Origin of the sequence: Ekhidna sp. (genome assembly GCF_965221965.1) — a bacterium.
GTDB lineage: Bacteria > Bacteroidota > Bacteroidia > Cytophagales > Cyclobacteriaceae > Ekhidna.
This window is the reverse complement of the sequence record NZ_OZ244926.1, coordinates 311296-332516: the sequence shown is the minus strand read 5'-3', so window position 1 is coordinate 332516 and position 21221 is coordinate 311296. Positions and strand designations below refer to the sequence as shown.

At 42.4% G+C, this 21221-nt stretch carries 23 protein-coding genes; 16 read left to right on the top strand and 7 right to left on the bottom strand.

Annotated elements, in window-relative coordinates; translation table 11 throughout:
• Positions 1-45 precede the first annotated feature (45 nt).
• Positions 46-735, top strand: coding sequence for a head GIN domain-containing protein (locus ACOQON_RS01610; protein WP_420577183.1), 690 nt, complete (start codon positions 46-48; stop codon positions 733-735).
• A 58-nt stretch (positions 736-793) separates the two neighbouring features.
• Here ACOQON_RS01610 and ACOQON_RS01605 read toward each other — a convergent pair whose 3' ends face one another.
• From ACOQON_RS01605 to ettA, 3 genes are read right to left on the bottom strand one after another with little or no spacing between them, the layout of a single operon-like run.
• Positions 794-1186, bottom strand: coding sequence for a hypothetical protein (locus tag ACOQON_RS01605; RefSeq protein ID WP_420577182.1), 393 nt, complete (start codon positions 1184-1186; stop codon positions 794-796).
• A 51-nt stretch (positions 1187-1237) separates the two neighbouring features.
• Positions 1238-2515 carry an amidohydrolase family protein gene (locus tag ACOQON_RS01600; RefSeq protein WP_420577181.1) on the bottom strand — a complete coding sequence of 426 codons (1278 nt, stop codon included), beginning with the start codon at positions 2513-2515 and terminating at the stop codon, positions 1238-1240.
• Between the two features lie 5 nt (positions 2516-2520).
• Complete coding sequence (ettA, locus tag ACOQON_RS01595) at positions 2521-4203, bottom strand: energy-dependent translational throttle protein EttA (RefSeq protein WP_420577180.1); 1683 nt, start codon at positions 4201-4203, stop codon at positions 2521-2523.
• 56 nt (positions 4204-4259) lie between these two features.
• Between ettA and ACOQON_RS01590 the strand changes: the two genes are divergently transcribed.
• Both ACOQON_RS01590 and ACOQON_RS01585 read left to right on the top strand, forming a co-directional pair.
• Complete coding sequence (locus ACOQON_RS01590) at positions 4260-5459, top strand: DUF349 domain-containing protein (protein ID WP_420577179.1); 1200 nt, start codon at positions 4260-4262, stop codon at positions 5457-5459.
• Positions 5460-5602: 143 nt separating this feature from the next.
• On the top strand, positions 5603-5824 hold the full coding sequence (locus ACOQON_RS01585; protein WP_089356648.1) for a DUF2795 domain-containing protein: 222 nt from the start codon (positions 5603-5605) through the stop codon (positions 5822-5824).
• 49 nt (positions 5825-5873) lie between these two features.
• On the opposite strand, the gene ACOQON_RS01580 is transcribed toward ACOQON_RS01585, so the two are convergent.
• Positions 5874-6650, bottom strand: coding sequence for a response regulator transcription factor (locus tag ACOQON_RS01580; RefSeq protein ID WP_420577178.1), 777 nt, complete (start codon positions 6648-6650; stop codon positions 5874-5876).
• Between the two features lie 122 nt (positions 6651-6772).
• Here ACOQON_RS01580 and ACOQON_RS01575 point away from each other — a divergent pair, with 122 nt between their 5' ends.
• A complete protein-coding gene (locus ACOQON_RS01575; RefSeq protein ID WP_420577177.1) occupies positions 6773-8257 on the top strand; it encodes a tail fiber domain-containing protein in 1485 nt (494 codons plus the stop codon).
• Positions 8254-9429: a T9SS type A sorting domain-containing protein gene (locus tag ACOQON_RS01570; protein ID WP_420577176.1), complete on the top strand. Its 1176-nt coding sequence runs from the start codon at positions 8254-8256 to the stop codon at positions 9427-9429. The genes ACOQON_RS01575 and ACOQON_RS01570 overlap by 4 nt, the downstream gene beginning before the upstream one ends.
• Positions 9430-9481: 52 nt before the next feature.
• Here ACOQON_RS01570 and ACOQON_RS01565 read toward each other — a convergent pair whose 3' ends face one another.
• Together ACOQON_RS01565 and queA are read right to left on the bottom strand one after the other, a co-directional pair.
• On the bottom strand, positions 9482-10123 hold the full coding sequence (locus ACOQON_RS01565; RefSeq protein WP_420577175.1) for a 2-C-methyl-D-erythritol 4-phosphate cytidylyltransferase: 642 nt from the start codon (positions 10121-10123) through the stop codon (positions 9482-9484).
• Between the two features lie 5 nt (positions 10124-10128).
• Positions 10129-11175 (bottom strand): tRNA preQ1(34) S-adenosylmethionine ribosyltransferase-isomerase QueA, encoded by a 1047-nt coding sequence (gene queA, locus ACOQON_RS01560; RefSeq protein ID WP_420578671.1) that lies wholly within the window; start codon positions 11173-11175, stop codon positions 10129-10131.
• A gap of 194 nt (positions 11176-11369) precedes the next feature.
• Between queA and ACOQON_RS01555 the strand changes: the two genes are divergently transcribed.
• The 3 genes from ACOQON_RS01555 to ACOQON_RS01545 all read left to right on the top strand — a co-directional run bounded on the left by ACOQON_RS01555 (position 11370) and on the right by ACOQON_RS01545 (position 14538).
• Positions 11370-12623 carry an ABC transporter permease gene (locus ACOQON_RS01555; RefSeq protein WP_420577174.1) on the top strand — a complete coding sequence of 418 codons (1254 nt, stop codon included), beginning with the start codon at positions 11370-11372 and terminating at the stop codon, positions 12621-12623.
• A gap of 10 nt (positions 12624-12633) precedes the next feature.
• The gene (locus ACOQON_RS01550) at positions 12634-13893 is read left to right on the top strand and encodes an ABC transporter permease (protein WP_420577173.1); all 1260 of its coding nucleotides are present in this window, start codon (positions 12634-12636) and stop codon (positions 13891-13893) included.
• Positions 13894-14055: 162 nt separating this feature from the next.
• A complete protein-coding gene (locus ACOQON_RS01545; RefSeq protein ID WP_420577172.1) occupies positions 14056-14538 on the top strand; it encodes a hypothetical protein in 483 nt (160 codons plus the stop codon).
• A 92-nt stretch (positions 14539-14630) separates the two neighbouring features.
• Here the strand turns inward: ACOQON_RS01545 and ACOQON_RS01540 are convergent, their stop codons facing one another.
• On the bottom strand, positions 14631-14813 hold the full coding sequence (locus ACOQON_RS01540) for a hypothetical protein (RefSeq protein WP_420577171.1): 183 nt from the start codon (positions 14811-14813) through the stop codon (positions 14631-14633).
• Positions 14814-14971: 158 nt separating this feature from the next.
• Between ACOQON_RS01540 and ACOQON_RS01535 the strand changes: the two genes are divergently transcribed.
• The 8 genes from ACOQON_RS01535 (at position 14972) to ACOQON_RS01500 (ending at position 20913) form a co-directional block, all read left to right on the top strand.
• A complete protein-coding gene (locus ACOQON_RS01535) occupies positions 14972-16120 on the top strand; it encodes an HlyD family secretion protein (protein ID WP_420577170.1) in 1149 nt (382 codons plus the stop codon).
• Positions 16117-18279, top strand: a complete 2163-nt coding sequence (locus ACOQON_RS01530) for a peptidase domain-containing ABC transporter (protein WP_420577169.1) — start codon at positions 16117-16119, stop codon at positions 18277-18279. The genes ACOQON_RS01535 and ACOQON_RS01530 overlap by 4 nt, the downstream gene beginning before the upstream one ends.
• A 44-nt stretch (positions 18280-18323) precedes the next feature.
• Positions 18324-18659 (top strand): DNA-binding protein, encoded by a 336-nt coding sequence (locus ACOQON_RS01525; RefSeq protein WP_420577168.1) that lies wholly within the window; start codon positions 18324-18326, stop codon positions 18657-18659.
• Between the two features lie 42 nt (positions 18660-18701).
• A complete protein-coding gene (locus ACOQON_RS01520; protein WP_420577167.1) occupies positions 18702-18863 on the top strand; it encodes a hypothetical protein in 162 nt (53 codons plus the stop codon).
• 66 nt (positions 18864-18929) lie between these two features.
• Complete coding sequence (locus ACOQON_RS01515) at positions 18930-19496, top strand: hypothetical protein (RefSeq protein WP_420577166.1); 567 nt, start codon at positions 18930-18932, stop codon at positions 19494-19496.
• A gap of 51 nt (positions 19497-19547) precedes the next feature.
• Complete coding sequence (locus tag ACOQON_RS01510; RefSeq protein ID WP_420577165.1) at positions 19548-20009, top strand: type II CAAX prenyl endopeptidase Rce1 family protein; 462 nt, start codon at positions 19548-19550, stop codon at positions 20007-20009.
• Positions 20010-20050: 41 nt separating this feature from the next.
• Positions 20051-20743 (top strand): type II CAAX prenyl endopeptidase Rce1 family protein, encoded by a 693-nt coding sequence (locus tag ACOQON_RS01505; protein WP_420577164.1) that lies wholly within the window; start codon positions 20051-20053, stop codon positions 20741-20743.
• 38 nt (positions 20744-20781) lie between these two features.
• Complete coding sequence (locus ACOQON_RS01500) at positions 20782-20913, top strand: hypothetical protein (protein WP_420577163.1); 132 nt, start codon at positions 20782-20784, stop codon at positions 20911-20913.
• The last annotated feature ends 308 nt before the right edge of the window (positions 20914-21221 follow it).

Below are 21221 nucleotides of genomic sequence, written 5' to 3'. Positions count from 1 at the left end.
CAACCTTAACAACTACAATTTGTCTCTAACTAAAAAAACTCAAAAATGAAGACTTTTATAACCTTACTTCTTACTGCGGCACTGACAATCCCATCATTCGGACAAAAGCGAACCGTGGATGTTGGAAACTTCTCGGAACTTTCGCTGGGGATTTCAGCTAACCTTTATTTAAAGCAGGGCTCAAGCACACGAGTAGAGATCGAATGCGATGATGACATTTTTGATGAGATAGAATTTGAATTGAAAGGCGACCAACTGGTAATCAAAAAAGAAGGGAACTGGAACTTTGGCAGTGGCTGGAGAAAATCTGAAGTGACCATTTATGTGACGATGAATGAAATCGAGGAATTATCTGTGAGTGGAAGTGGGAACATGGAAAGTGAAGGAAGGCTTACTACCAATGATGTGCGACTTTCTGTCAGCGGATCTGGTGATATGGATCTGGAAATGGAAAGTGACGAACTGGACATCCGTATTTCAGGTTCCGGCAGCATCCAACTCAATGGGACAGCTGAAGAAGCTGAAGCCCGAATCAGTGGGTCTGGAAGAGTAAAAGCAGAAAACATGACTGTCAAAACCTTCGAAGCACGTATCAGTGGATCAGGCAGCTGCTACATCACGGCAACAGATGAAATAGATGCCAGCATCTCCGGAAGTGGAAGTGTGTATTACTCCGGTGACCCTAAAAAAATAAATAGTAACTCATCAGGTAGTGGCAAGGTGAGGAAGATGTGAGGGATTGAGAATGGATAATTAAAAATGAAGAATTAGAGCCCGGGTGACCGGGCTTTTTTTAGTATGCGTTATAATTTTTCTTTTCCAGGAATGAAAACATCCTTAAACAAAAAATGAAGAGAACACACCATAGGGTAACAAAATAGATCGTCCAGCTTTCTTTCTCTGAATTTAAAATCTCTCCAGGTTCATTCGCATTCACAACTAATGTAAGTGGATTTGGCACCTCACTTTTGAGGTATTGACGTGCCTCCTCATCTGATGTAAATGAAACCTCTCGCTTATTTTCATACCTTTCCTCTGCAAAAGCATAGCTGTAGTAAAGCTTTAGAAAGTACTCCTCCTCTCCTCCTCTGATTCTTTGCCAGGGTCCTTCATACTTGGCAAGCCTTGCAATCACTTTCGCCCGCTCTAAGAATCTTATCCGGTAATAGTTCGTGGAAGAGAACACTATCACACATAGCAGAACAATTGTTTTGAAAGAAAGAAAAAATCGCAATTTCTACCGCTTACAGATCGTTCCTTCTTTCATGACAAACTTCACATCCTTCATCACTTCAATATCTTCCAAAGGATTACCTGGCACAGCAACAATATCAGCCAGATAACCTGCTTTCAACGTCCCGATTTGGTCATCCATGCCTAAAACTTTTGCTGCCGTAGATGTTGCGCAGATAATCGTTTCCATGGCCGGCATACCGCCCTCTACCATGTATACAAACTCTCTTGCATTTTCGCCGTGCTTAAAGACTCCTGCATCTGTACCAAACACAATAGGTACTCCTTTTTTATACGCCTTAGAAAAGGTCCCCTGAATTTTCGGGCCAATCACTCTGGCCTTTTCCGCCACCACCTTCGGGTAGTAGCCAAGCTTTTTGGCATTCTCCGCTACTTCCATTCCTGCAGTAATTGTTGGTACCAGATACGAATTTTTCTGGATCATCAAATCCATGGTTGCGTCACTCATGTAGGTTCCATGCTCAATGGTTTTAACCCCATTAGCCACAGCACGTCTCATACCTTCATCTCCATGCGCATGAGCTGCCACATGAAACCCCAGATCAGAAGCGGTTTCTACGATCGCACGAATTTCATCTTCCTGAAAGTGTGCACCTTTTCCATCCTTGGCTACACTCAGCACTCCTCCTGTTGCGGTAATTTTAATCAGGTCCGCACCATTTTTATAGCGCTGACGTACAGCTTTTCTTGCATCATCCGTTCCGTTCACCACACCATCCATCGGTCCGGGATTCCCCATCAGGTCATCACGATAGCCATTGGTTGGGTCAGCGTGCCCTCCGGTAATCGCCAGGCTTTTCTCCGCAGTGAAAATCCGTGGGCCATCGATGGTACCTTTGGCAATTGCATCTCGCAATGATACATTCACGCCACTGCCACCCACATCTCGCACGGTGGTAAATCCTGCCATTAGTGTACGCTTTGCAATGTCTACAGATGCAAAAGCTTTATCAGCCGGATTATCTGTAAATGCTCGAATGTATCGATCAGGGCTGGTCTCACCCTCCATGTGCACGTGCATGTCTATCCATCCCGGCATCACCGTATGATTCTTCAAGTCAATGACTTCATCTCCATCCTGAGGGCTTATATAGCCATTTTCGATGGAGGTGATTTGATTTCCCTCCACAATGATTGACTTCTCACTCATCGATTTTTTGGACACTCCATCGATCAAAGTCCCTGCGTGAATGATGGTCCGTTGTGCGAAAACTGAAGTTATCGCGAGGACAGCTAATAAGGTTAAGGTTAGTTTTTTCATGTTATTTAGGCTAAAAGTTTCTTGTACTTGATCCGCTTAGGAGCTTCATCTCCCAGTCGCTTTTTCCTGTTTTCTTCATACTCGGTGAAATTACCTTCATACCAATACGCTTGTGAGTTACCTTCAAAAGCCAAAATATGCGTAGCAATGCGATCCAGGAACCAACGGTCGTGACTGATGACCACTGCACACCCGCCAAAATTTTCTAAAGCCTCCTCAAGTGCCCGAAGGGTATTCACATCCAGGTCGTTGGTAGGCTCATCAAGAAGTATCAGATTGGCTCCTCTTTTCAGTGTCAGTGCCAGGTGTACACGGTTTCTTTCTCCTCCTGACAATGCACTCACTTTCTTGCCCTGATCAGGTCCGGAAAAATTGAACTTACTCACGTAAGCACGTGCATTCATTTCCTTACCACCCAGATCAATGATTTCATTCCCCTCAGAAATCACTTCATAAACTGACTTATTTGGATCGAGTTGATCATGCTCCTGATCTACGTAGCTCATGACCACTGTTTCACCCACTTCAAACGTGCCCTTATCCGGCTGCTCCTGACCTGTGATCATTTTAAACAGCGTTGATTTACCAGCACCATTTGGCCCTATCACCCCCACGATACCCCCTTGCGGCAGGCTAAACGACAAATCTTCATAGAGAAGCTTATCTCCATATCCTTTTGAAACGCCTTTCGCTTCAATCACCTTCGATCCCAATCGCGGACCCGGCGGGATATATAACTCCAGATTCTTTTCTTTCTCTTTGGCTTCTTCACCTAACAACTTGTCATAGGCACTCAAACGAGCTTTAGCCTTAGCCTGACGTCCCTTTGGACTCATACGCACCCATTCCAGCTCTCGTTGTAGGGTTTTTTGGCGTTTTGATTCCTGCTTGTCTTCCTGAGACAGTCTTTTCTCCTTTTGCTCCAGCCAGCTACTGTAGTTTCCTTTCCATGGAATGCCTTCCCCACGATCTAGCTCCAAGATCCACCCGGCCACATTATCCAAAAAGTACCGATCGTGTGTCACGGCGATTACCGTTCCTTCATATTGCTGCAGGTGCTGCTCCAGCCACAATACAGATTCCGCATCGAGGTGGTTGGTGGGCTCATCGAGTAGCAACACGTCCGGCTGTTCCAAAAGCAGGCGGCAAAGGGCCACTCTCCTTTTCTCCCCTCCTGATAGATTCTTGATAACTGCATCTTCAGGTGGTGTTCGAAGTGCATCCATGGCCCGCTCTAGTTTATGATCGATTTCCCAGGCTCCAGTGGCATCCAGCTTCTCCTGGATTTGACCCTGCTTTTCGATCAGCTTATTCATTTTATCCGGATCGTCCAACACTTCCTGATCAGTGAATTTCGCATTGACTTCCTCGTACTGTTTCAGTAAATCGTTGATCTCTTTTACTCCTTCACGCACAACTTCTATCACCGTTTTTTCCGGGTCAAGTTCCGGCTCTTGCTCGAGCATTCCCACCGAATATCCATCAGAAAAAGCCACATCACCCTGATATTCTGTGTCTTTTCCTGCAATTATTCGTAACAAAGAGGACTTTCCTGCGCCATTTAGTCCTAAGACTCCTATTTTAGCACCATAGAAAAATGACAAATAAATATTCTTGAGTACTTGTTTCTGCGGTGGGTAAATTTTGTTCACCCCCGACATTGAGAAGATGATCTTTTCGTCTGACATGCTTAAGTTTGATTAGAAATCGAATATACCACGCAATTTAAGAATTACACTCACCCTTGGACATCTTAGAGGTACCATTTGGATTTATAAAAGACGGCAAAGTTTTTCAGAAGGGCTGGGGCGGAAACGCTGACCGTGAAATCGGTGAAGTCCGGGATGAAGACACGGGTAAGTCAGTCCGGTTTTTTCAGGAACGCTTCGCTGACCTGGAAAAGAAAATTGATGAGGTCACCGAAAAAATTGAATCGACGGAAAACAAGGGTTCCTTTTTGATGAAGCTGGTGCACCTGAAAGAGCATTTACCTCAGCATGATGGGCTCGGTGATTACCAGGCACTGGAAGATCGGATTGTGAAATATGAAAACCTGGTGAGAGACATCATCCAAAAAAACCGGGTAAGGAACACTGAAATCAAAACTGCATTACTGGAGGAAGGGAAGCAAATTGTAGAGATTGTAAACTGGAAAGAAGCAACTGAAAAAATCAACGATCTGAAGAGTCGGTGGATCAAAACGGGAAGTGCAGAAGAAGATAAGAATGAGGAGATGGAGGAATCTTTTTGGACACTCATCACAGATTTCTTCGATCGGAAAAAGCAATTTTTCGAAGACAAGCAAAAACTGACAGACCACCGGAAAAGACAATATGAAGAGCTGGTAGAAGAATCTAAAAAACTGACAGATCTCCACGGCCAGGAGCGCTTCAATAAGGTAAAGCAGTTAAAAGAACGATGGAAAGAAACCGGTGGAATTCCTGCGGAGTTTTACAAACCATTGAATGATGAATTCAACAAGAACCTGAAAGGGCGGACATTTAAACCATCCATTGATTACTCAGAGACACTTCAAAAACTTGAGGCAATCAAGTCAGGTAAAGCAACCTTTAATGGAGAGGAGCTGAGTAAAATGAAGAAAAACCTCTTCAGGGACAAGGGAAGAAACCCTGAAAAACAAAAATGCCTGGAACTCATACAACTTTTGAATGAACGTGCTTTTGTAGTCAAGCTTACTCAAAAGCGTTTTCCTGACTTTTCAAAGCTGGAATCTGATAAAAAGAAGAGCATTCGTGCCGGGATAATCCGTGATTTAATCTCCCGGGATGAAGAAGATTTGAAGATATACGAAGAAAATTCAGCCAATTTTTCTTCTAGTGATGGAACAATGAACAAAATGGTTGAAAATAAGATTAAGAGTCAGAAGCGCAAGATTGAGATCAAATCAAAATTGCTGGAATGGGTAGATTCCGGAGAATTTTAAAACTTTTAGCAACTTTTTCTTGTGTTTTAGTGTAAGAAAATTACCTTTCTAATTAAGGAATTTTTCACACGCGCTTGTATATGATATAATAATATATATTTGCGCGCATTATTAAAACAGGACTTATAAACTGAGGCTAGAATATGTATTGGACACTAGAACTTGCATCTTATTTAGAAGACGCCCCATGGCCCGCCACCAAGGATGAGCTAATCGATTATTCTATCAGGTCTGGAGCACCGCTGGAAGTAGTAGAAAACTTGCAGGAGCTAGAGGATGACGGACAGCCATTCGAAAACATCGAAGAGATTTGGCCGGATTATCCTACGAAAGAAGACTTCTTCTTTAATGAGGATGAATATTAGCCATTGATAAATTTATCATTGAAGAGCCTCGATTTTCGGGGCTTTTTTTTTAAATGATCCCCTGGCGTATGCAAAGAGCCACTAATTGAGTGGTGTTTTTGCTACCGGTTTTTGTCATCACGTTCTTGCGATGTGTTTTTACCGTATGTGCGCTAATATTCAGCTTATCAGAAATTTCATCGTTACTATAGCCATAGGAAAGAAGCCTCAATACATCGCGTTCACGATGAGAGATATTTTCTACCAATAGCTTCTGACCTCCATACATTTGATAGAATAGCGTTTCATACTCGTCATTTGCATTCAGGATTTTAGCGGTTGCCTGAATAGGGAGCAAATCATGTGCTTCCAAAACGGAATAGTGAGCCAATCCGATAATGGGTTTACCATGATCATCAAAAAACATGGGTGTGGTATGCTGAATGATATTTTTATAGGTACTGTCTCCATCTTTTGCACGATAGTTCCACGTATAGGTCATCCTTCTACGATCTTCCAGGGCAATGTTTGCCATTGTAAATTCCATCAGATCCTTTAATGACTGTAACCAGGTATTCATTTCATCTGGGTGCATCCGACTCCACCAAAACTTCATTCCCCCCTCGATCATATCGTCAATATCAAGATGAACGGTAGGTTCAAAATTTTTACTTACATACTCAAAAGATTGATTGCTGGTATTTGTGATACAGAAGAAGGTTGCGCTGTGAGGAATGAGTTGATCCAGTTGTTTTAGTTTCTCAACGTGCTTTTCAAGCGTTTCTCCTTTAAACTCCTGGAAGGTGGAAAAAATGTCATTATAACTCTCTATAATCTTCTTCTTCATACACAGGTTTTTGTGAAGGTAATTATCAAATGATAAAAAATACCCCCAAATAGGTATTGATATGCCATCAAAAGCACATTATGTTTCAGTTTGAATTTTAATATGCTATTAACCAAGAAGATATGAAGAAGTTTTACGCCTTAGTTTTTGCTCTATTAATCACGGGAACACTATCCGCACAAAAAATCCCCTTTCAGGGTCGATTGTTGGATGCTGGAAAGCCATTTAATGGCACAGCTACAATTGATTTCAGTATCACCAGCCCTGCCTGGTCAGAAACTAAAAGCAACGTCTCCGTCACAGACGGGTACTATTCTGTAGTACTGGGATCAACCACTCCACTACCTGACACCCTTTTCGGGGACAGCAGAGAGGTCTTGTTAAACATTACCGTAAATGGAGAAGCCCTTTCAGCGGTGACGTTGCATTCACCATTGCTCCCTTATACAGGAACGAACCCGGTAGAGATAGACAGTCTCACAACACTTGATTTACGTATTTCAAACCCATTGGATAATGAATCTGTCATTTTAAATTCATCTGAAGCTGCAGGTGGATATCTCCAACTGCTTGATCCAGATCCAACTGGAACATTCAATGAGTCAACCATTTTAGCAGGTCACTATGGGACAGGTGGAGCTGCGTTGCAAATGCGAGGAATGAACACCACATCTGATGGAAGTACATTAATGATCAACAATTACATGACAACTAATGATGTGTTCTCAAATCCAATGTCTGGTGGATACAGAAGAGCTGGAATTGACATCTCAGATAATGAGGGAATAATGTTAGCTGCCATTGGCTCAAACAGGGATGAAACCGGTGGTGATCCAACTGGAAAAAGTGGTTTGGTCATGGTCAATGGCCCTACTACCCGAAACGTATATGTTTCTGGCCAATGGTGGGCCAACAGTGAGCTGGGAATCGTCCAGGTCTTTGGACAAAATGATAATGGCGCAGGAGATTTTAGTACGAATGTAGAAGTAGTTGCGGATGACCAGGCTGGTGAATCCTCAGGAAGAATTTCAATGATGAACACCGCTAATGGTGGAACTGTAAACGAAACTATTTTAATATCCTCAAACAATGGTTCAGGACATGGATTCATGGAAATTCGAGATAGCGGAAGTGCCACAAATATTAGCATGGATGGACTTAATGGTGACATTAACGCCAATGGTACTGTTGCAGCAGATATTCTACAATCTACCTCCGGAGGAGTACAAACTTCAGATAGAAGGCTAAAGAAAAACATCACGCCTCTCACAAACACGCTGGAAAAAACCACCCAGTTAAGAGGTGTTTCCTATCAATGGAAAGATGAAAACATCACTATCCAAAATCAAATAGGAGTTATTGCTCAAGAAGTAGAGGAGATTTATCCTGAGTTCGTCCATACGAATGACGAAGGAATGAAAGCAGTCAACTACGCACAGATGACTGCCGTACTTATCGAGGCAATAAAAGAACTTAATGCCAAAGTAGAATCTTTGGAAAGTGAGAATGCCAATCTCAAAGCCTCTTTGGAAGAAATCAAAACCCTTCGCTCTGAGATGGATCAGCTAATGAAGCAATTAGGAGCTAGTAAAGCAGCAAGCAAATGAGTTGGGCTGTTTTGACTAAAGGATTAACATTCGTTGGCATATGCTGCCTGGCATTACCGGGATTCTCCCAATTGAGCAGCCAGGGATATGCAACCGGATATACCGGTGGTGTTTCGTCCAGTGCAAATTATTCCACTGAGATTTCCACCGGAGCTGTGAGTGGAAAACCAAAAAGTGCAAATTATGGTGCCTACCTTGGGTTGGCAGCCTTCAACCTGGAAAGTGCTGTCGTATCGGTTGATGCAAAATCAGGTGGCAGTACCATTGCTAATGAGTTAGAGGGTACTTTGCTTCGTATAGAAGAAGCTGGCAACTATGACACTCTGGATGTGGTGGCCTCTAATGGAGGAGCTTTTAATTTCAACCCGGTATTTCTAGGAGATTTCCTCATCAACATTGACTCTGATCCCGAGAAATATGTGGCTACCTATTTTGGTGATGCCTTCGAATGGGAAAATGCCGAAGTTTTGACACTCACTGAGGATATTTCAGTCGAAATCAACGTGACGCCTGTTCCACCGGAGAGAAATGCCAATACCGGTGACGGGCGTGTCGCCGGAGTGATTGAAGAGGATTTTGCTGAAGAAGAAGGGCGCATCGAGGCGCGCAGGAGAGCGAAGAACAGAAAGTGCGGACTGAAACGACGCAGAAGAGGCGGAAGAGGTGAGCAAGATGAATTTGAACTGATCGCCTATGGCGAAACCAATGATGATGGCGAGTTTGAGTTTGGATTCTTACCGGAGGGTACGTACCGATTCTTCGTAGAATATCCGGGTATTCCACTTGATGAGTCATCATTTGTTGAGTTTGATATTGGTGCGGCAGGTGTTAGTGACAATGACTTCACACTAGCAGCATTTGTAACTGAAGATGGGATCGTGGTAGAACTGATCCTTGGGCTGACAAGCGAGTTTTTTACTGACTTTAGCATTTACCCAAATCCGACTCCAAGCATCCTGAATATTTCATACGACAAAGTGCTTTCGGATAAAATGCAGATGAGCCTTTATGACATGAATGGAAAGCAACTATTCTCAAAAGACATAGCCAAAGGTGAGGATGGTCATCTGCATGTCGATTTAAGTGCTTATGAGAAAGGGCTTTACCTATTGAAGTTCCACGATACGGAGAAGAACAAAACGGCACTCACCTTCAGAGTACTGAAACAATAAAATTCATACTTCCGCTTAGTAGAAAGCCTGTCTCCGTTGGAGATGGGCTTTTTTATTTCAAATCCTCCGGTGTGGTGATCTTTATGTTATCATAGGTGCCCGCTATCAGGTGTACCGCATATCCCGCTGCTTCAAATACACTTGCATCATCAGTAAATAGCCCAGCTCCGGCTTTTTCATATGCATCCTTTAGCTTGTTTACTTCAAATGTCTGAGGGGTCTGGACCAACACGTAATTAGATCGGTCACGCGCAATCGAGGTGTCTCCCTCCAGTTCCCTGATAGAGTCCTTGAGCTCAACGACTGCCACACCAGATCCCTTTTTCTTCGCAGAATCAAAAGATGACTTGATGGTCTCAACCGAAACGAATGGGCGAACGGCATCATGCACCGCCACCAGTCCATCTTCCCTTATAAGTCCAAGGCCCGATAATACAGAAGCACTTCGGGTGATGCCCCCACTGGTCACCTCGATGTTGGAATCCGGAAAATATTGAAAGTTGATCGCTTCCCATTGATTCATGTGAGCTTCAGGCAACACTACAATCACTTGGAGATTCTTGTCGTACTTGAGAAATTGCCTGATCGAGTGAACAATGATAGGCACACCATCTAACCGCAGGAATTGCTTGGGCACTTCGCTCTTCATGCGTGTGCCCTTGCCCCCAGCCACTATGATGGCATATTTCTTCAACTTGCTTAGATGATCAGCATCGCATCTCCGTAGCTGAAGAAGCGGTATTTTTCCTTGATTGCCGTCTGGTAAGCCTCCATGATCAAATCATAGCCACCAAATGCGGACGCCATCATCAATAGCGTAGATTCCGGCAAGTGGAAGTTGGTGATCAGCGCATCACAGATTTTAAATTCGTATGGAGGGAAAATGAATTTATCCGTCCAGCCGGAGTTCTCTTTCAGTAGTCCATTGGCAGACACAGAAGATTCCAGTGTCTTCATCGCAGTGGTTCCCACCGCACAGATCTTAGATTTTTCCGCAAGCGCTCTGTTCACTCGGTCAGCGGTTGGTTTTTCCACCCAGTAGTTTTCAGAATCCATCTTGTGCTTGGTAAGGTCTTCCACATCCACCGGACGGAACGTGCCCAATCCTACATGCAGCGTGATCGGAGCTATATCGATTCCAATCAGCTCCAGACGCTTCATCAGTTGTGGTGTGAAGTGCATACCTGCTGTTGGTGCAGCCACCGCACCGATGTTCTTGGCATAGATCGTCTGAAACCGTTCACGGTCTTCCGGCTCAGCCGAGCGCTTAATTTCTTTTGGCAGTGGTGTTTCCCCCAGCGCATCGATCATTTTATAGAATTGCTCCTGGTCCCCGTCAAAAAGGAAACGGATGGTTCGGCCCCTGCTGGTAGTGTTGTCAATCACCTCTGCAACCAACTCACCATCGCCGAAATAGAGCTTGTTACCTACACGGATTTTTCTTGCCGGATCTACCAGCACATCCCACAGCTTCATCTCCGTATTCAACTCACGAAGTAGAAATACTTCAATTTTCGCTCCCGTCTTTTCCTTGTTTCCATACAAGCGAGCAGGGAAAACTTTCGTGTCGTTGATCACGAAGACATCATCCTCCTGAAAGTAGTCAACGACATCCTTAAATGTTTTATGTTCGATCTCACCCGTGTCCTTGTGGACAACCATTAATCGAGAATCGTCACGGTTTTCAGTAGGGTGCAGGGCAATAAGACTTGATGGTAGGTCGAATTTGAATTCGGATAATTTCATTCCCATAGGAAAAAGGATCTATTTATATGATCAAAAGAGCGCAAAATTAGCAAATATGTTTCACGTTTGTAACGTATCTCGGGTTAAACTCGTCAACTTAAGTATTAACCGTTTGAAATACGCATCGACCGATCGCGATTTTATGGATCAAACTGCACAGAGGTTAGTTACATTTGTCTGAATAAAAAGCACTAGTGAAAGCATTTAAGTTAATCATTGAAAGTTTTCGATTCGCCTGGAGCGCACTGAGAACAAACCTGCTAAGAACCACCTTATCCCTGCTTGGAGTGACTGTAGGTATCTTTTCAATTATAGCCGTTTTCACTGCTGTAGATTCGCTGGAAAGAAGCATCAAAGACAGCCTCAATTTCCTTGGAACAAACAATATCAATGTAGAGAAATGGCCCTATGGTTTTGGAGGGCCCTATCCATGGTGGACATATCTGCAACGACCTTATGTCACCTTCGATGAGTATCGGTTCATAAAGGACAATGTAAAGAACGCACAGGCTGTGTCCATCTTTACCGTACGCGGAGGCATCATCGCGAAATACGAAAGCAGCAGCACTGCAGACCTTTCCTTGCTGGGTGTAGTGTATGACCACAAGGATTTGTATGAAATCCCAATAGAAGAAGGAAGATATTTTACGCGGGAAGAAGCCAATGGCGCATCCAACGTAGTAATCATAGGCCATCGCACGGCAGAAGAATTGTTTCCCGCCATCTCACCTATAGGGAAAGACATTAAGATCAAAGGGCTGAAATATCACATCATTGGGGTGATCAAAGAAGAAGGCGACAGCTTTCTGGGCGCTCCCAGCAACGATGACAACATCTACATGCCCTATCGTGCTTTTCAAAAAATCTATTATTCCGGAAGAAGAAGCGGCGTAGAACCTCGTATCACTGCAAAAGGACTCCCTACTGATGTAGGTCTGGTGGAGCTGGAAGCCGAGCTGAGAGGGCTGATGCGCAAAAAACGGTCGCTGAAGCCGAAAGAAGATGACAATTTCGCACTCAACAGGCCGGAGGCCATTACTAACTTCATCGGCTCCACCTTTGATGCCGTAAGTGTGGCTGGTGCCATCATTGGGGGCTTTGCAATCCTGGTGGGTGGATTCGGTATTGCCAATATCATGTTCGTCTCCGTACGTGAGCGAACCAACATCATCGGGATTCAAAAATCCCTGGGAGCGAAAAATTATTTCATTCTCTTCCAGTTTCTGTTTGAAGCCGTATTCCTCAGCCTGATCGGCGGGGGCGTGGGCGTCATGCTGGTATACTTTATCTCCTTTGCCAGTCTGGGGAGTCTGGAGCTGGTGTTGACAACCGGAAACATTATCTTAGGACTGGGGATTTCAGCCGTCATAGGCGTATTATCAGGTATTGTGCCGGCATTGATGGCTGCCCGCCTGGACCCGGTGATAGCCATTCGAACAACAGGATAACACAACGAATATGCAGGTATTCAAATTGATCATCGAGAGTTTTCGTTTTGCCTGGAGTGCCTTGCGGCAAAACCTCCTCCGAACCACGCTATCTCTTTTGGGTGTGACCATCGGGATCTTTGCGATCATCGCAGTATTCACACTTGTAGACTCACTGGAGCGTAGCATCAAAGACAGTCTGAGTTTCCTGGATGCAAACAACCTCGACATCCGCCGGTTTCCTTACGAATTTGGCCCCAACATCCCGTGGTGGGAGTACATCAAACGACCGTATACTAATTATGAAGAATACGAATTTCTGCGAACCAACCTCAAAAACGCTGAAGGCATCACCATTTTTGCCGTAACCGGTGGCGAAACGGTGAAATTTGGAAGCAGCAGCTACACAGATGTCACCCTATTTGGTATCGCTCACACGCATCAGGATGTGTACGACATGGCCGGCGATGTGGCGCAAGGCAGGTACTTTACAGCCGCTGAATCGTATACCGCCAAAAATGTGGCGATGGTCGGACATCTGATCGCTGAAAAGCTATTTCCGCGAGGTGATGCACTGGGCAATGAAATCAAGATCAAAGGACTGAAATACGTCATTATCGCCGTGATGGAAGAAGAAGGTGAAGGCATCTTCGGTGATACGGGCAATGACGAAAGCATTTACATCCCTTACCAGTCGTTCAAAAAGATCTTTTATTCCGGCCGAAACCGTGGCGTAGAAACGCTGGTGAGTGTGAAAGGCCGCTCCGACGATATGGGGCTGGTGGAGCTGGAGGCCGAGATCACCGGGCTGCTACGAACCAAAAGAGGCCTGAAGCCCAAAGAAAAAAACAACTTCTCCGTAAACCGGCAGGACGCCATCATGAACATCATCGGCTCCACGTTTGACGTGATCGGGGTGGCCGGCTGGGCCATCGGTGGGTTCTCCATCCTGGTGGGCGGATTTGGCATTGCCAACATCATGTTTGTCTCCGTACGGGAGCGAACCAATATCATCGGTATTCAGAAATCGCTGGGTGCCAAAAACTTCTTTATCCTCTTCCAGTTTCTGTTTGAGGCCATCTTCCTCAGCCTGATAGGCGGGGGTGTGGGACTGTTCCTGGTGTGGCTGCTCTCCTTTGCCAGCCTGGGCAACCTGGACCTAGTGCTCTCCTTCGGTAACGTGGTGCTGGGACTCGGTGTGGCCGGCATCATCGGTGTGATCTCAGGAATTGTGCCGGCGCTGATGGCAGCACGTCTGGATCCGGTGATTGCGATAAGGACGAGTGGGTAACGAGAAGTAAATAGACAAACCCCGAAGGTTTTTGAAACCTTCGGGGTTTTTAAAATCGCACCTCTCCCTAAAAACACGAAAACGGTTAGTTTTACCGGTGTAGTTAAAAAGTGATATGGTGCATGGTGTACTTTATCCGAATGTTATATGCAATAATCCAAGATGTATACCAAAGAGGAACTAGCAGAACGATATTCCAAATTCGCAAACTCACAACTTTTAGAAATTCTAGACAAAAAAGAAAACTTCACTGATAATGCTATTGCTGCAGCTAAAGAAGAACTTCAAAAAAGAAACCTAACATCTGAAAATGTAGATGAGTATATAGAGGATAAGGAAGCTAAGGAGCAATTTGCCCATGAAATCTCCATAGAGGAACTTACAGGAGGTGAAAAAATAAGATTCTTTTTCTTCGGATTTGTTCCAATTATAAACGGTGCGATTCGAGCCAATTTTAGGCAAGATGGTTATGAACTCAAACTGAAACTCAGCAGATTTTACGGAACATTTGGATTTCTATCCTTTCTGGCCACTGGACTAATTTCAGTTCTAGCAACGCTAACTACGTTAACATCAGTTATCATATGGATTACATTCTTTCCCATTGCTCGATTCATAGAAAAAAAAGCATATAAAACGCGCTAGTGTTGCATATATCAGCCTGCATCTAGCCACTATCGCAGAACAGCCAGCTTACCTTCCCACCCCTTATTGACACCCCACCCCACCAACTCCCCTTAGCCCTTCATACGATTGGTCGCAAGACCTACCTCGGTTATAAATACCAAACCCGAAAGGTTTTCGAAACCTTCCGGGTTTTTAAAATCTAAATCTTCCGCCCTTATTAGCGCCACACCACTTGGAGTGGGAGGGCTGGTTAGAAATGAAAAGCGATATTCCTTAAGGGTTGGTTTGAGCATTAAATACTTATACAAGTGACTATTAAAACATTATATAAAATCTTTCATTTAACGTATCCAATTTATCATTTGATAAGAAACGGTATTATACTGAGTTTTTCTTGCTTTACTTGCCACTTATCACTTATTTAGCCCCTTAGTCACCTTATTACGTTAACATGTCTAAACAGTTATTTCCAAAAGAATTTATTAATTCTTCATTGGAGCATTACACCTTTAAAGTCGGAAAAAAGAATTCCGGTATTTACTTAGTTGTAATAATTGCTATTCTAACAGCCATCCTTTCACTTCCATTTGTTAAGGTAACCGTCACTACGAATGCGATAGGTACGATAGATACCAAGACACAGAGGTATGACATCATATCTCCGGTAAATGGCAGACTAGTAGTCAATAGAATTGAAGAAAATAAGTCTTTCAAAAAGGGTGATCTGCTTATTCGCGTGGAAAGCTCTGAACTAAAAGAAGAATTAAATCAAATCTCTCAAAGACTAACTGAATTACAGTCATTCATTGCTGACCTCAGTACTCTCTCTGTGAATCAACTTGAAGAAAAAAATCTTAAATCGAATAGATACAAAATTGAATTACTGCAGTACCAATCTCAGCTTGATAAGCTGGAGCTTGAAAAGGAAACTTTAAAAACAATCTACAATAGACAAAAGAAGCTATTTGAGCAGAATGTGATTGCTGCAGTGGAATTCGACAAAGATGAAGCCAACTACAATAGAGCACTTTCAGAGATGGAGCTTTTTAGAAAGCAATCACTATCTAAATGGAAGGAAGCTTCATTGCAGTTTATTGAAGAGAAGAGATCCTTGTCATTGAGAAAGAAGAAATTGGAAAATGAAATTACCAAGTATTCGCTTAAGGCTCCTGCATCAGGTGAACTACAGAATGTTAATCCCATTTCAAAAGGACAGATCATTCAGGCAGGACAGCAATTAGCACAATTAACACCGGACACCACATTAATGGCCATTTGTTGGGTCTCACCTCAAAAAGTTGGACTACTTCAAAAAGGACTGGAGGGATCCATTAAAGTGGATGCTTATAACTATAACGACTGGGGGTTTCTAAAAGGGAAAATTGAGGAAGTTTCCTCAGACGCTTACGTGATAAATAATCAGCCGTTCTTCAAAGTCACTTGCAGCATCAACAAATCATACCTTCAATTAAGTAACGGTTTCATTGGAGAGTTGAAAAAGGGAATGACTATTTCAGGAAATTTCAATGTGGCCACTCGCACCCTCTACCAGCTTCTGTATGACAAAATTGACAATTGGATAAATCCTACCACAATATGAAGAAAGGCACCTTAATAAAGCAAAGAGATATCACAGATTGCGGCGCTGCATGCCTTTCTTCCATCGCAAGCCATTACAGTCTCAATATACCCGTCTCCAAAATCAGGCAGATTGCCGGAACAGATAAGAAAGGAACAAATGCTCTCGGAATGATTGGGGCAGCTGAAAAGCTTGGGTTTTCAGCTAAAGGTGTAAGCGGTGATATAAGTGCACTACCTGAGTTACCTGTTCCCACCATTGCTCATGTAATAATCAAAGAGGTGCTCCACCACTATGTGGTTATTTACAAAACCACAAAGAAGTATGTCAAGGTGATGGATCCTGCATATGGTAAGATTGAAACTTACACCATTGAAGAGTTTCAAAAAATATGGTCCGGCGTTCTCATTCTGCTTTCACCTAATGAAAAGTTTGAGAAAAGAAACGAAAAAGTCTCTATAAGCAGCCGCTTTTGGTTTTTAATACGGCCACATAGAGGGGTTATCATCCAATCAATTATAGGTGCAGCAATATTTACTTTGATTGGTTTAAGCAGCGCAATTTATGTGCAGAAAATTATTGATTTTGTTCTTCCCACAGGAAACCAAAACTTACTTAATCTTCTAAGCATAGGGATGATCTTTCTGCTAATCATTCAGATCATAGTCAATGTCTTTAAATCCACGTTTATTCTGAAGACGGGCCAGCAAATAGATGCCAAACTAATTCTGGGCTACTACAAACACATCCTTTCACTTCCCCAACAATTCTTCGATACTATGCGGGTGGGGGAAATAATCAGCCGAATTAATGACGCTGTAAAAATCAGGTCATTCATCAATGAAGTCGGAATAAATATCCTCATCAATTGCTTTGTGGTTTTGTTCTCTTTCGGGTTAATGTTTACCTACTACTGGAAGCTGGCTGTAATAATCTTATTGGTAATTCCTCTTTATACGATAACGTATTGGCTATCCAATTACTTCAATAAAAAGGTGGAAAGGAAAGTGATGGAGAATGCCGCTGATCTTGAGTCTCAGTTGGTCGAGTCGCTGAATGGGGTGAAAACCATCAAGTCCTTTGGGATGCAGGATTTCGCCAATCTAAAAACAGAATTCCGATTCGTCAACCTACTATCTTCAGTATATAAATCAGGCATGAATGGCATCTTCTCCGGAAATGCATCATTGACAATTTCCAGGCTATTCACCATTGTCTTGCTTTGGGTAGGTGCCTTATTTGTTATGGATCAGACCATCACTCCTGGAGAGCTAATGTCCTTCTACGCCATCATCGGGTACTTTACCGGACCGGTCAGCAGCCTCATTGGTGCTAATAAAGCTTACCAGAATGCAAAAATCGCCGCAGACAGGCTGTTTGAAATCATGGACCTGGAAGGTGACGATGATGATGACAAGGTGCCACTTACTCGAAAAGAAGTCGGTGATATCAAATTTCAAAATGTCTCATTTAGGTATGGTACACGAGTTGAGGTCTTTGATCATTTCAACCTTACCATCGCAAAAGGATCATTTACGGCAATTGTAGGAGAAAGTGGATCTGGAAAATCGACCATCGCTTCCATTCTGAAACGGCTCTATCCCATAAATGATGGGAAAGTGACAATTGGAAACTACAGCCTTGATGCAATCAAAGAACATTCTCTAAACAAGTATATCGGTATAGTGCCCCAACAAGTCGACCTGTTTGCTGGTACGGTCATTGAGAATATCGCTTTGGGAGAGTTTCAGCCAAACGTTGAAAGAATCGTGAAACTGGCTAAGGTGATTGGAGCTTTGGATTTTATTAATGAATTACCCGGTGGACTTAACAGTCAACTTGGAGAAAATGGAGTCAATTTATCGGGTGGACAAAAACAACGTTTGGCCATTCTCAGGGCTCTCTACCCTGCTCCTCAGATTATCATTTTTGATGAGGCCACCTCTGCTCTAGATAACAACTCAGAAAAAATGGTTATCAGAACCATGCTAAAATTGAAAGATGCGGGCAAAACCGTGATCGCCATAACACATCGGGTGGGAGCAGCCATAACTGCTGACCGGGTCATTCTCCTGGAAAAGGGTAAAATAATCGCAGACGGAGGTCATCACGAATTGACCTATGCCAATGAAAGATATCAGGACTTTTGGAAAGAAACGACAAACCAGCTAACCATCTAAACCAGTGATAACTATGTAAAATGTAACTATCAAACTAGTCACCTATGAATTTCATTCGACAGATTGAACGACTTCAAAAGCTTAACAAACTAATTGAACAGGAAAGAACAGGCCCTCCTGATAAACTCGCGGATTCGCTTGGAGTAAGCAGAAGCAAACTATACGAACTACTGGATGGCCTCAGGGGAATGGGAAAAAAGGTGGAGTACAAGCGAACTATTAAATCCTTCCATTATACGGATGAGACAAAGCTTGATATCAAGTTTTCACTAAAGGTTGTCCGAAAGAATGATCTTGAAAAAATTAGTGGTGGCCTTCACTTTTTTCCTTCCGTACTTTTTTCTGGACGGAAGAAATTTAGCTTCACTCCCATAAGGTGAAGTCTTCCACCTACGAGTGAAGGCAATACAAATAATTGTTTTATGGAAAATTTAGTTGAATTGAAAAGAGAGGAGCTTCAAGAAGTTGAAGGTGGTACTGGATGGGGTCCAATCGTCGGAATGTATGTTCTAATGGAAGCAGCCCTCAACCCAACTGCTCACTATGAGGCATTTATGGAGGGGTGGAATGCTGCAAGAGAATAAAATTGTTAAAACATTAAATTAAGTTAGAAATGAAGAATTTAAGTAAATCAGAATTAAAGGAAATTAGTGGAGGCTCAGAGTTCTCCGAAAAAGTTTTTTACTATTTGGGTGTCTTCGCAAGTGCTCTTTCACAGGCTGGAGCATCCAAGCAAGAACGGTCAAATTATTACTGGTAAAATGCAACTGTGGGCTTTGGCCCACAGTTCCTTTTTGAAAATGAGAATTAATAACAAAGTTAGTTGTATTATCACGATTCTGATTTTATTGCCACTTAGTCTTATTATTACTGAAATCATTAGGCCAAGTGTCAACAACAACCTTTTGGAAGGCTCTATCTATCAATGGCTTTCAGATGTAGGTGCAAGCCTTCTTACTATTCCAATCATTTGTAACGTTTTCTGGCTTACAAATATCAAGGTTACACACCACAAGATTTCCGATATTTTGGTTGTTAGCAGCATTTATATTCTCCATGAAATTTCAAGCGCATTCTTGCCTTTTTTAGGCACATTTGACTATAATGATATAATCGCTTTACTAATAGGTTTAATTATCTCTCTAGTTTTATTGTTAATTTCAGCGAAAGAAGATTTCCTTAAGGAGATAAACCACCTCTCAAAAAGCTTTGGATAGACGATCTAATTTTCAAAAATCCTTAGGCAAAGTCTGAAATCTGTCAACAAAGTGAAGAAACCCACTAAGATTTTTATTCTCATTGTAGTTCTAACTGTGCTGCTGGAAAAGTCCTACACCTTCATTATTATCACTTATTTGGATAATCCGGCGCTACCTCAAACCCTGGCATTTTCAGAAATGAGTGAATTTTCATTCATTTTCGCAGCTCTCATTTTGGGTCCGATTGTAGAAACCGCTGTATTTCAAGCATTTATCATCGAGTTTTGTTTAGCCTTATCAACTAAAAAAGGCCCTCTCATCATTAGTATTGCCATTTTAGCATCTACTTTTTTGTTCGCATTATCACATTCATATTCTGATGATTTTATGGTTATTATGATTTTCCCCGGAATGCTATTCACATTGACTTATATGGTATCAAAAAAATTCTCATTAAATGCTTTTTTGGTTACGCTAACCAGTCATTCTCTTGCTAATGGAGTTTCCTTGTTAATTAACAGATTGAGTTAGCCTTTAAAGTCCAACCTATTCCACTTCCAGTTTGTTTCAATATGCTCGTCAAACACATTTTTCAACTCAAATACAATCACTTAATTGAACAAAAGTGGAATTACTTATGGAAGCTTTTCCTCATTGGCCTATTGATCCATGTCTGCATGACTTTCATCACCACAATCCTTGAAATGTTGGATTTAATCAATGGCACTCATCATCCAACGGCTAAAAACATTCGAGATGAAAACAATGCGATAAGCCTTGGCGTCATTTTCATCCTGTCGGTGATAGTTCACCCTACAGTAGAAGAGCTTTCGTTCAGATTGTTTGTCACTGAAAACTCAAAGAAATTTTCTTATGGTCTTGCTTTAGCTCTATCATTCATTTTAGTCCTTTTCTATGGACTATATGAGTTAATCGATTTGAATTATGAAATTAGCTTCATACTGATGTTAACAATTCTTGCTCTGCCAATAGGTTTTTTAATCTATAAAACTGTAAAGTATTTTAATCTCTCTATTGATCTCCGGGTTATTGTAATCGCATCAAGTTTGCTCTTCGCCTTAATACATTTAAATATCTCGTCACATCAATCAAGTGTTGCTCAATACACTATCATCTTAACGCCCTACTTTCTGAAAGGATTTGTATATTCCTATGCTAGGATCACAATGGGGTTTTCTTATTGTATTTTACTCCATTGTATGAACAATGGGTTCTTTTTTCTGATTAATGTTTTAGTAAAATGATAAAATTGTACTTTCAAAAACCCTAATCAATCTTACCCATGAAACCCATCCCAATCACCAACAACCAGGTCATCAATGTCTTTTTCACTATTGGTGTCATATCCATTGGCCTTTACATGGTTGGCTATATTGGAGGAGTTACTTATGCGCTAATTGAGCAAATGCTGTAATAAGCTCACAACTGTTAAGTTTGCCATTACCCATGAAAAGAAAAACCAAAATCAAGCTCTTAGTTGCAGCAATCGCTTTCTGTTTTTTCTCAGCCATCTTTTCGGACTGGGATAATTTTAAAAGAGGCCTCACGGGCGATGTTCCTGTGGTAGCGTGTGAGTAGCCATCCCTCCATATGAAAAAGCACACTTCCGGAAAGCAACGAATTTTTACAATTCTGCTAATAATTGCACTTTTCATTACACTGTACAATTACCTGCATCCCTATTTCTTTGAATGAACATTTTCCTTTCTGTTCAGAAGTCGT

Bases quoted from the DNA above. Each gene is read 5' to 3' on its own strand.
- ACOQON_RS01610 (WP_420577183.1), top strand. From the start codon at position 46: ATGAAGACTTTTATAACCTTACTTCTTACTGCGGCACTGACAATCCCA.
- queA (WP_420578671.1), bottom strand. From the start codon at position 11,175: ATGAAATTATCCGAATTCAAATTCGACCTACCATCAAGTCTTATTGCC.
- ACOQON_RS01545 (WP_420577172.1), top strand. From the start codon at position 14,056: ATGTATACCAAAGAGGAACTAGCAGAACGATATTCCAAATTCGCAAAC.
- ACOQON_RS01575 (WP_420577177.1), top strand. From the start codon at position 6,773: ATGAAGAAGTTTTACGCCTTAGTTTTTGCTCTATTAATCACGGGAACA.
- ACOQON_RS01600 (WP_420577181.1), bottom strand. From the start codon at position 2,515: ATGAAAAAACTAACCTTAACCTTATTAGCTGTCCTCGCGATAACTTCA.
- ACOQON_RS01570 (WP_420577176.1), top strand. From the start codon at position 8,254: ATGAGTTGGGCTGTTTTGACTAAAGGATTAACATTCGTTGGCATATGC.
- ACOQON_RS01550 (WP_420577173.1), top strand. From the start codon at position 12,634: ATGCAGGTATTCAAATTGATCATCGAGAGTTTTCGTTTTGCCTGGAGT.
- ACOQON_RS01580 (WP_420577178.1), bottom strand. From the start codon at position 6,650: ATGAAGAAGAAGATTATAGAGAGTTATAATGACATTTTTTCCACCTTC.
- ACOQON_RS01540 (WP_420577171.1), bottom strand. From the start codon at position 14,813: ATGCTCAAACCAACCCTTAAGGAATATCGCTTTTCATTTCTAACCAGC.
- ACOQON_RS01530 (WP_420577169.1), top strand. From the start codon at position 16,117: ATGAAGAAAGGCACCTTAATAAAGCAAAGAGATATCACAGATTGCGGC.
- ettA (WP_420577180.1), bottom strand. From the start codon at position 4,203: ATGTCAGACGAAAAGATCATCTTCTCAATGTCGGGGGTGAACAAAATT.
- ACOQON_RS01520 (WP_420577167.1), top strand. From the start codon at position 18,702: ATGGAAAATTTAGTTGAATTGAAAAGAGAGGAGCTTCAAGAAGTTGAA.
- ACOQON_RS01535 (WP_420577170.1), top strand. From the start codon at position 14,972: ATGTCTAAACAGTTATTTCCAAAAGAATTTATTAATTCTTCATTGGAG.
- ACOQON_RS01505 (WP_420577164.1), top strand. From the start codon at position 20,051: ATGCTCGTCAAACACATTTTTCAACTCAAATACAATCACTTAATTGAA.
- ACOQON_RS01525 (WP_420577168.1), top strand. From the start codon at position 18,324: ATGAATTTCATTCGACAGATTGAACGACTTCAAAAGCTTAACAAACTA.
- ACOQON_RS01585 (WP_089356648.1), top strand. From the start codon at position 5,603: ATGTATTGGACACTAGAACTTGCATCTTATTTAGAAGACGCCCCATGG.
- ACOQON_RS01500 (WP_420577163.1), top strand. From the start codon at position 20,782: ATGAAACCCATCCCAATCACCAACAACCAGGTCATCAATGTCTTTTTC.